This is a genomic window from Paraburkholderia sp. UCT31 (genome assembly GCF_014397655.1).
Classification (GTDB): Bacteria; Pseudomonadota; Gammaproteobacteria; order Burkholderiales; family Burkholderiaceae; genus Paraburkholderia; species Paraburkholderia tuberum.
In genome coordinates this window covers 1-9,429 of record NZ_VZQP01000117.1, presented here as the reverse complement: position 1 = coordinate 9,429, position 9,429 = coordinate 1, and the positions used below count along the sequence as shown (strand labels likewise).

Sequence of the window (9,429 nt, the reverse complement as noted above, 5' to 3'; positions counted from 1 at the left end):
GGGGTGCTCGTGGCGGCGGGCGCGGCAGTGGCGGTCTGTTGTGAGGCGCTGCCCGGCGTTGCGGTACGACCGCCGCTCGCCGGTTGCGCGGTTTTTTGCGCGGCCTTCAGCGCGCGCTTGAGATCGTCGATCAGGTCATCCGGATCTTCGAGCCCGATCGACAGACGGATCGTGCCTTCGGTGATACCGGCCGCGGCGAGCGCGGCGGCATCCATGCGGAAGTGCGTCGTCGATGCCGGGTGAATCACCAGCGAGCGCGCGTCGCCGACGTTCGCGAGGTGCGAGAAGAGCGTGAGCGCTTCGATGAAGGCGCGCCCGGCCGCGCGGTCGCCGCGCAGGTTGAAGCTGAACACGGCGCCCGCGCCGCGCGGTAGCAGCCGCCTAGCGAGCGCGTGGTCGGGATGCGTCGGCAACTCGGGATAGGCGACCGATTCGACCGCCGCATGACCGGCGAGAAACTCGACCACGCGCCGTGTGTTGACGACGTGACGCTCCATGCGCAACGGCAGTGTCTCGATGCCTTGCAGCAGCTGCCACGCGGCCTGCGGATGCAGGCACGCGCCGAAGTCGCGCAAGCCTTCCCGACGCGCGCGCAGCAGGAACGGCGCGACGGTGCTTTCCTCGGCGAATACCATGCCGTGGAAACCGTCGTACGGCTCGGTGAATTCGGGAAAGCGGCCGGAAGCCTCGAAGTCGAACGTGCCGCCGTCGACCAGCACCCCGCCGATCGTCGTGCCGTGGCCGCCGAGAAACTTGGTCGCCGAGTGGTAGACGAGGTCGGCGCCGTGCTCGAAGGGGCGCAGCAGGTAGGGCGTCGTGAAGGTCGAGTCGACCAGCAACGGCAGGCGGTGCGCGTGCGCGATCTGTGCGAGTGCGGCGATGTCGAGCACGTCGAGGCCCGGATTGCCGAGCGTTTCGCCGAATAGCAGGCGCGTGTTGGGGCGCAGCGCGGCGCGCCACGCGTCGAGGTCGCCGGGCTTGACGAAGGTCGTCTCGATACCGAAGCGTCGCAGCGTGTAATGCAGCAGATTGTGCGAGCCGCCGTACAGCGCGCTCGACGCGACGATGTGCGAACCCGCGCCCATCAGCGTCGCGATCGCCAGATGCAGCGCGGCCTGGCCGCTCGCGGTGCCGATCGCGCCGGCGCCGTTTTCGAGCGCGGCGACGCGCTCCTCGAACACGGCGACGGTCGGATTCGAGATGCGCGAATAGACGTGGCCGGCGCGCTCCATGTTGAACAGCGCGGCGGCATGATCCGAGTCGCGGAACGAAAACGACGTGGTCTGGTAGATCGGCGTCGCGCGCGCGCCGGTGGCAGGGTCGGGGGCTGCGCCGGCGTGCAGCGCAAGCGTATCGAAACGGTTGGCGGACATCGTGGGCGGCGGGCCGCGAGCGGCCTCGCGAAAGATCGGGGTGGGCGGCCATCCTACCATTGGCGCGCGCTGCTTCAAGCGCGGTTTTCCCGCGGGTTCCTGCGGCTCGTGCCGGGAGCGGGGCATGCTCGCAATCTGGAAGTCAGACGAATTCGAGTCTCCGAAGCCCGCCGCGCCTTGGCCGGCGGGCCGCTTTCCTTTTATGGGCCTTTCCGATAGGATCGAAAAAACATTTCATGCACTGCAAGATTAGCGGTATCAGGAGATAGATCATGCGAGTCAGCGACATTCTTAAAGTCAAGGGCAATACCCTTTTTACGGTCACGCCGGATACCACGCTGCATGACGCCGTCAATACCATGGCCGAGCACGACATCGGCTCGCTCGTCGTGATGGAGTACGGCGACCTCGTCGGCATGCTGACGTTTCGCGAAATCATTCTGACCTTGAGCGAGAACGGCGGCAGCGTCGGCACCTCGACGATCCGCAAGGTGATGGACGACCATCCGCTCACCTGCACGCCCGAAACCGACGTCAACGAAGTGCGCCGCATGATGCTCGAGCATCACGTGCGCTATCTGCCCGTCATGGAAAGCCGCACGCTGATGGGCGTCATCTCGTTTTACGACGTCGCGAAGGCGGTGGTCGAGGAGCAGGGGTTCGAGAACCGCATGCTGAAGGCCTATATCCGCGACTGGCCGGAAGAGCAGGAAGGACAGGACCAGCAGCCGGCGCGTTGATGCGCGTGGCTCGAAGGTCGCGCTCCGGCCGTCGCCGCGAGCGCGAATCCGCCGACAGGGCGCGCGCGCAAGCGGGCGCTTTTTTTGTGTCTGGAGCTGGTGCGGACGGATTGCGGGAGCCGCGTGCGCGAGTCGCGGCGATCCGCTTGCCGGCCGTGCCGCCCGCGTCATCGCCATTTTTCCGCGCCGTTCTCCTGACTTCATGAACGATCGTCCGTTGCCCGCCGCCCGCCGCGCCGCTCGCGCGCACCAAGCGCGCGAATCCCAGTTCCGCCTGCTCGGCCAGCGCCGCTTCGCGCCGTTCTTCTGGACACAGTTTCTCGGCGCGATGAACGACAACGTGTTCAAGATCGGCTTCACGTCGCTCGTCACGTATCAGGCGGCGCGGTTTTCGGGGGTCGACCCGAAAACCGCGGCGTTCCTGATCTCCGCGATTTTCATTCTGCCTTTCGTGCTGTTTTCGGCCACTTCCGGCCAGATCGCGGACAAGTACGACAAGGCGTTGCTCACGCGCCTCGTCAAGACTTTCGAGATCGCGGTGATGCTGGTCGGCGGCGCGGGGTTCTGGCTGCACAGCGCGCCGTTGCTGTACCTGTGCACGTTCCTGATGGGTGTGCATTCGACGGTATTCGGGCCGGTCAAGTACTCGTATCTGCCGCAGCATCTGTCGCAGGCGGAGCTGGTCGGCGGCAATGGCATGGTCGAGATGGGCACCTTCGTCGCGATCCTGATCGGCACGATCGTCGGCGGCGCGGGCGCGGGGTTCGCCGAGCATGGCGCGGTGGTGCTCGCTTGCGCGTGTATCGCGATCGCGCTGATCGGGCGCGCCGTGTCGGGCTTCGTGCCGGCTACGCCCGCGCCGCAGCCCGGGTTGCGCATCAACTGGAACCCGGTCAGCGAAACGTGGCGCAATCTGAAGCTCGCGCACGAAAACCGCACGGTGTTTCTTGGTCTGCTCGGCATTTCGTGGCTGTGGTTCGTCGGCGCGACGTTCCTCGCGTCGTTCTTCAACTTCGCGAAGGACGTGCTGTCCGCCGATCCCGACGTCGTGACCGTGCTGCTCGCCACGTTTTCGATCGGCATCGGCATCGGCTCGCTGTTGTGCGAACGGCTCTCGAAGCGGCGGATCGAAGTCGGCCTCGTGCCGCTCGGCTCGATCGGCATGAGCGTGTTCGCGATCGATCTTTTTTTCGCGAGCCACGCGCTGCCGCCGGCGGGGCATCTGCTCAGCGTTGGCGAATTTCTCGCGCGGTTCGCGCATTGGCGCGTGCTCGCCGATCTGTTCCTGCTCGCGATGTTCGGCGGCTTTTACAGCGTGCCGCTGTATGCGCTGATCCAGAGTCGTAGTCAGCCGAGCCATCGCGCGCGCATCATCGCCGCGAACAACATCCTCAATTCGCTGTTCATGATCGTGTCGGCGCTGATGGCGGTGGGCCTGACCGCCGCGGGCTTCAGTATTCCGGCGATCTTCCTCGTCACCGCGCTTCTGAATGTGGTCGTCGCGGGCTACATCTATTCGCTCGTGCCCGAGTTCCTGCTGCGCTTCATCGCGTGGCTGCTCGTGCATACGTTTTACCGGATCCGGCTCGTGCACGCGGAGCGGATTCCGGAGCAGGGCGCGGCGGTGCTCGTGTGCAACCACGTCAGTTTCGTCGATGCGATCGTCATCATGGCCGAAAGCCCGCGGCCGATCCGCTTCGTGATGGACCACCAGATCTTCCGCTCGCCGTTCGTCGGCTGGCTGTTCCGGCACGCGAAGGCGATTCCGATCGCGTCCGCGCATCAGGACGCGGCGCTGCTCGCGCGTGCGTACGAGCTGTGCGCGCAGGCGCTCGCGGACGGCGAACTCGTCTGCATCTTTCCCGAAGGGAAGCTGACGCGTACCGGCGAGCTGAATCCGTTTCGCCACGGCGTCGCCGAGATCGTCAGACGGACGCCGGCGCCCGTCATTCCGATGGCGCTGCGCGGGCTGTGGGGCAGCGTGTTTTCGCGCGCGGTGGACGCAACCTGGCCGCGGCCGATCAGCAAAGGTGTGATGAGCCGGCTGAGCCTCGCCGTCGGCGAGCCGATCGACCCGGCGCTCGCGACGCCGGAGACGCTGCAGCGGATCGTGACCGAGCTGCGCGGCGCCCGCAAGTAGCCGTGGGCCGGTGCGCGGACGCCGAGATGGCGGGCTCGCCCGCCATCACCCGCTTTCGGCCGAGTGCGCCCTGGCCGTTCGGCCATCGCCGTCGCCAGGCCCGGCTTCGAGACTAGGGGGCTGGCATAATAGCGTTCTCCCCGTTTTTCTTTGGACGACGCTCATGTCCGGCAACACGCTCGGTACGCTTTTCACTGTCACGACCTTCGGCGAATCGCACGGCCCCGCTATCGGCTGCGTGATCGACGGCTGCCCGCCGGGCATGGCGCTCAACGAAGCCGACATCCAGTTCGAACTCGATCGCCGCAAGCCGGGCACGTCGCGCCACGTGACGCAGCGCCAGGAAGAAGACAAGGTCGAGATCCTCTCGGGCGTGTTCGAAGGTCAAACCACCGGCGCGCCAATTGCGCTGCTGATCCGCAATACCGACCAGCGCAGCAAGGACTACGGCAACATCGCGGAAACGTTCCGCCCCGGCCACGCCGACTACACGTACTGGCAAAAGTACGGCATTCGCGATTACCGCGGTGGCGGCCGCTCGTCGGCACGGCTGACGGCGCCGGCGGTCGCGGCGGGCGCGGTCGCGAAGAAGTGGCTGCGCGAGAAGTTCGGCACCGAAATTCGCGGCTATATGGCCGCGCTCGGCGAGATCGACGTGCCGTTCGTCGATTGGGCGCAGGTGCGCGAAAACCCGTTTTTCGTGCCGAATGCGGAGATCGTTCCGCAGCTCGAGGCGTATATGGACGCGCTGCGCAAGGACGGTGATTCGATCGGCGCGCGCATCAACGTGGTTGCCTCCGGTGTGCCGGTCGGCCTCGGCGAGCCGCTGTTCGACCGCCTCGACGCCGACATCGCGCACGCGATGATGGGCATCAACGCGGTGAAGGGCGTCGAGATCGGCGCGGGCTTCGCGAGCGTCGCGCAACGCGGCTCGGTGCATGGCGACGAGCTGACGCCGGAAGGGTTCGTCGGCAATCACGCGGGCGGCGTGCTCGGCGGTATTTCGACGGGGCAGGACATCACGGTGTCGATCGCGATCAAGCCGACGTCGAGCATTCGCACGCCGCGCCGTTCGATCGACAAGGCGGGGAACCCCGCGATCGTCGAGACCTTCGGGCGGCACGACCCGTGCGTCGGCATTCGTGCGACGCCGATCGCCGAGTCGATGCTTGCGCTCGTGCTGATCGATCACGCGCTGCGCCATCGCGCGCAATGCGGCGATGTGGCCGTGAGCACGCCGAAGATCGCGGCGAGCGCGCCGTAACCCTGACGCGGTCCCGCGATTGGCGGCGAACGAGCCGCCATAAAAAAGAATAGGGAAGGGGACCAACGAAACGCGCAAGAATGCGCGCAGACGAAAGCGCGAGCGCGCTATCGGAATTTGCCTGCGCGACGCTGCCGGTTATCGCGCAGCGCCGCAAAGGCAGACGGCACATCAATCACATATTCGGATAGTTCGGACCGCCACCGCCTTCCGGCGTGACCCACACGATATTCTGCGTCGGGTCCTTGATATCGCAGGTCTTGCAGTGCACGCAGTTCTGCGCATTGATGACGAGCCGCTCGCTGCCATCGTCGTTCTTCACGAACTCGTACACTGCAGCGGGGCAATAACGCGCCTCCGGTCCCGCGTAGGTCTGCCAGTTCACGTTGACCGGCACGGTCGGATCCTTCAGCGTCAGGTGCGCCGGCTGATTTTCCTCGTGATTCGTGTTCGAGATGAACACCGAGGACAGCCGGTCGAACGTCAGCTTGCCGTCCGGCTTCGGATACGTGATCGGTTTGCACTGCGAAGCCGGCTTCAGCATCTCGTGATCGGAATGCTGATGATGCAGCGTCCACGGCACGTTGCCGCCGAGCAGCTTCTGCTCGAGACCGACCATCAGCGTGCCAAGGTAGAGACCCTTGCTCATCCACTGCTTGAAGTTACGCGCGCGATACAGCTCGGTGTAGAGCCACGACGTCTTGAACGCTTCCGGGTAGGCGCTCAGTTCGTCCGACTGACGGCCGGCCTGGACGGCGTCGAACGCGGCATCGGCGGCGAGCATGCCGGTCTTGATCGCGGCGTGCGAACCCTTGATGCGCGACGCGTTCAGGAAGCCCGCGTCGTCGCCGACCAGCGCACCGCCCGGGAACACCAGCTTCGGCAACGACATCAGGCCGCCCGCGGTGATCGCGCGCGCGCCGTAGGACACGCGCTTGCCGCCTTCGAGAATCGCGCGGATCGCCGGATGCGTCTTGTAGCGCTGGAATTCCTCGAACGGCGACAGATACGGATTCGAATAGCCGAGGCCGACCACGAAGCCCACCACCACCTGGTTGTTGTCCATGTGGTAGAGGAACGAGCCGCCGTACGTGTCGTTTTCGAGCGGCCAGCCGGCCGTGTGCATCACCAGACCCGGCTTGTGCCTGGCGGGATCGATCTCCCACAGCTCCTTGATACCGATGCCGTACACCTGCGGATCGACGCCGTCGCGCAGCTTGAACTTCTCGTTCAGCTGGCGGCCGAGGTGGCCGCGCGCGCCTTCGCAGAACAGCGTGTACTTCGCGTGCAGCTCCATGCCGAGCTGGAAGTTTTCGGTCGGTTCGCCGTCCTTGCCGATGCCGAGGTTGCCGGTCGCGACGCCCTTGACCGAGCCGTCGTCGTTGTACAGCACTTCGGCCGCCGGAAAGCCCGGGAATATCTCGACGCCGAGCGCCTCGGCCTGCTGACCCAGCCAGCGCGTCACGTTCGCGAGGCTGATCACGAAGTTGCCGTGGTTCTTGAAATTGTCCGGCAGCGCCCAGGTCGGCACGCTCTTCGCGCCCGTCTCCGACAGGAACAGGAAGCGGTCTTCGGTCACGTCGACCGTCAGCGGCGCGCCTTTTTCCTTCCAGTCCGGGATCAGCTCGGTCAGCGCGCGCGGGTCCATCACCGCGCCCGACAGAATATGGGCCCCGATCTCTGAGCCTTTTTCGAGTACGCACACGCCAATGTCAGCGCCTCGTTCGGCGGCGCGCTGCTTCAGGCGAATGGCCGCCGACAGGCCCGCAGGGCCGCCGCCGACGATGACGACGTCATACTCCATCGACTCGCGCGGGCCGTACTGCTCAATGAGACTTGCGGGGGTCATTGATGCTCCTCTTACCGTTAGAATGCTTTTTTCGGGTTCGTATTGTGGGCGATCGATTCCCGCGCCGCAACCCGAAAGCCACAGATTAGCACGACCGTACTATTTCATGATACGGTATAGACCCTTAGTCGGGTCCTACCGAACCCGTCAACCGCAGTTGTCACCACAACCGAACAAGGAAAGACAATGGGCCGTTCGATCAATCTGGAAGGCAAGGTCGCGCTGATTACGGGCGCCTCGAGCGGGCTGGGCAAGCGCTTCGCGCAGGTGCTGTCGCAGGCGGGCGCGAAGGTCGTGCTGGCGAGCCGACGTACGGAGCGGCTCAAGGAGCTGCGCGCGGAAATCGAGGCGTCCGGCGGCGCCGCGCACGTCGTGTCGCTCGACGTGACCGACTATCAGAGCATCAAGTCGGCGGTCGCGCATGCGGAGACCGAGGCCGGCACCATCGATATCCTCGTCAACAACTCGGGCGTGTCGACCACGCAGAAGCTGTCCGAGGTCACGCCGGCGGACTTCGAATACGTGTTCGACACGAATACGCGCGGCGCGTTTTTCGTGGCGCAGGAAGTCGCCAAGCGCATGATCATGCGCGGCAACAACGCGCAGAAGCCGTCGTACCGGATCATCAACATCGCGTCGATGGCGGGCTTGCGCGTGCTGCCGCAAATCGGCCTGTATTCGATGAGCAAGGCCGCGGTCGTCCACATGACGAAGGCGATGGCGCTCGAGTGGGGCAAGCACGGCATCAATGTGAACGCGATCTGCCCCGGGTATATCGACACCGAGATCAACCATCACCACTGGTCGACCGATCAGGGCCAGAAACTCGTGGCGATGCTGCCGCGTCATCGGGTCGGCAAGCCGGAGGATCTCGATGGGCTGCTCCTGCTGCTCGCGGCGGATGAATCGCAGTTCATCAACGGCTCGGTGATCGTCGCCGACGACGGCTTCGGACTCGCGTGAGCGGGTCGTCCAAAGTTTCAAAAGTCAGGCAGAAAAAGGAAGAACGGAAGTACAGAATGAGCGATTTTCACGCAGTTTTCGAAATGACGATGCCGATCCGCTGGGGCGACATGGACGCCTTCGGTCACGTCAACAACACGGTTTATTTCCGCTACATGGAGCAGGTGCGGATTTCCTGGTTCGAGCACATGGACTTTGTCGGCCAGCGCGCGCACGGGCAGGGGCCGGTGATCGTCAATGCGTCGATGGAGTTTCTGAAGCAGCTGCACTATCCGGGCGACGTGATCGGCCGGATGTCGGTGGCGACACCGGGGCGCAGCAGCTTCGATACGGCTTTCGAGCTCCTGCGCGCCGATGAGCCGGATACGCTCTATGCGCGAGGCGCCGCGCGATGCGTGTGGATCGACTACGCGGCGGGCAAGTCGGTGCCGGTGCCTGACGTACTGCGCGCGGCCATCGAGAGCGCGGCGCTCGTCAAGGCGGCCTGAGCGCGCGGCTTGACAGCGCTGTCGCGCGCTTCAAACGCCCTCTCTCAGTCCCCGAGCAGCCGCTGCAACAGCTCGGTCGCATTGCCCGTATCGTATTTGCGCATGAGCCGCGCGCGGTAGACGTCGACCGTGCGCGGGCTGATGTCGAGCACGCGGCCGATCTGCTTGCTGGTCTTACCCGTCACCAGTTGCGCGGCGATTTCGCGCTCGCGTGGCGTCAGCTCCACCGCGACCCGCCGGGTTGCGCTCAAATCCTCGAAGGTCCAGACACCCGCCGCGTGCGGGTCGGTGCGCTGCTGCGCGCGGCCCGTCACGTGACACCAGAACAGCTCGCCGTTCGCGCGCTTCATGATCCGGTCGTCCGCGTAGCTGCCTTGCGCGGTCATGATCGGCGGAATGCGCGCGCCGATCCGCTCGAACTCGTCCGCCGATGGATACAACACCTGGAACGACTGACCGATCAGCGCGTCGCGCGCGTAGCCGAATATCGACGCTAGCTCGTCGTTGCAGTCTTCGATGGTCCGCTCGCGGGACAGCACGAGTCCGATCGGCGCGAGGTGAAACGCAGTGCGGTAATCCAGGGCGGGCATGGGGGGGCGGCAAGTACTTATG

General features: G+C 65.3%; 8 protein-coding genes. 5 read left to right on the top strand and 3 right to left on the bottom strand.

What is annotated here, in order from left to right; translation table 11 throughout:
* A partial coding sequence (locus tag F6X40_RS40400) for an O-acetylhomoserine aminocarboxypropyltransferase (RefSeq protein WP_262421736.1) occupies positions 1 to 1,373 on the bottom strand: 1,373 nt, incomplete at its 3' end.
* A gap of 272 nt (positions 1,374 to 1,645) precedes the next feature.
* Here F6X40_RS40400 and F6X40_RS40395 point away from each other — a divergent pair.
* From F6X40_RS40395 to aroC, 3 genes are all read left to right on the top strand, one after another.
* A complete protein-coding gene (locus F6X40_RS40395) occupies positions 1,646 to 2,113 on the top strand; it encodes a CBS domain-containing protein (RefSeq protein WP_018421164.1) in 468 nt (155 codons plus the stop codon).
* A gap of 202 nt (positions 2,114 to 2,315) precedes the next feature.
* Positions 2,316 to 4,253, top strand: coding sequence for an MFS transporter (locus F6X40_RS40390; protein ID WP_187631736.1), 1,938 nt, complete (start codon positions 2,316 to 2,318; stop codon positions 4,251 to 4,253).
* Between the two features lie 163 nt (positions 4,254 to 4,416).
* Positions 4,417 to 5,517, top strand: coding sequence for a chorismate synthase (gene aroC / locus F6X40_RS40385; RefSeq protein ID WP_184063673.1), 1,101 nt, complete (start codon positions 4,417 to 4,419; stop codon positions 5,515 to 5,517).
* Between the two features lie 175 nt (positions 5,518 to 5,692).
* Here the strand turns inward: aroC and F6X40_RS40380 are convergent, their stop codons facing one another.
* On the bottom strand, positions 5,693 to 7,366 hold the full coding sequence (locus tag F6X40_RS40380; protein ID WP_187631735.1) for an electron transfer flavoprotein-ubiquinone oxidoreductase: 1,674 nt from the start codon (positions 7,364 to 7,366) through the stop codon (positions 5,693 to 5,695).
* 186 nt (positions 7,367 to 7,552) lie between these two features.
* Here F6X40_RS40380 and F6X40_RS40375 point away from each other — a divergent pair, with 186 nt between their 5' ends.
* Both F6X40_RS40375 and F6X40_RS40370 read left to right on the top strand, forming a co-directional pair.
* On the top strand, positions 7,553 to 8,329 hold the full coding sequence (locus tag F6X40_RS40375; protein WP_018421159.1) for an SDR family oxidoreductase: 777 nt from the start codon (positions 7,553 to 7,555) through the stop codon (positions 8,327 to 8,329).
* A 56-nt stretch (positions 8,330 to 8,385) separates the two neighbouring features.
* Complete coding sequence (locus tag F6X40_RS40370; protein WP_090800991.1) at positions 8,386 to 8,817, top strand: acyl-CoA thioesterase; 432 nt, start codon at positions 8,386 to 8,388, stop codon at positions 8,815 to 8,817.
* A 44-nt stretch (positions 8,818 to 8,861) separates the two neighbouring features.
* Here F6X40_RS40370 and F6X40_RS40365 read toward each other — a convergent pair whose 3' ends face one another.
* Positions 8,862 to 9,407: a LuxR C-terminal-related transcriptional regulator gene (locus F6X40_RS40365; RefSeq protein ID WP_018421157.1), complete on the bottom strand. Its 546-nt coding sequence runs from the start codon at positions 9,405 to 9,407 to the stop codon at positions 8,862 to 8,864.
* Between the last annotated feature and the right edge of the window lie 22 nt (positions 9,408 to 9,429).

What these genes read in the sequence shown, in the direction of transcription:
- F6X40_RS40395 (WP_018421164.1), top strand. Translation starts at nt 1,646, where the DNA reads ATGCGAGTCAGCGACATTCTTAAAGTCAAGGGCAATACCCTTTTTACG.
- F6X40_RS40390 (WP_187631736.1), top strand. Translation starts at nt 2,316, where the DNA reads ATGAACGATCGTCCGTTGCCCGCCGCCCGCCGCGCCGCTCGCGCGCAC.
- aroC (WP_184063673.1), top strand. Translation starts at nt 4,417, where the DNA reads ATGTCCGGCAACACGCTCGGTACGCTTTTCACTGTCACGACCTTCGGC.
- F6X40_RS40380 (WP_187631735.1), bottom strand. Translation starts at nt 7,366, where the DNA reads ATGACCCCCGCAAGTCTCATTGAGCAGTACGGCCCGCGCGAGTCGATG.
- F6X40_RS40375 (WP_018421159.1), top strand. Translation starts at nt 7,553, where the DNA reads ATGGGCCGTTCGATCAATCTGGAAGGCAAGGTCGCGCTGATTACGGGC.
- F6X40_RS40370 (WP_090800991.1), top strand. Translation starts at nt 8,386, where the DNA reads ATGAGCGATTTTCACGCAGTTTTCGAAATGACGATGCCGATCCGCTGG.
- F6X40_RS40365 (WP_018421157.1), bottom strand. Translation starts at nt 9,407, where the DNA reads ATGCCCGCCCTGGATTACCGCACTGCGTTTCACCTCGCGCCGATCGGA.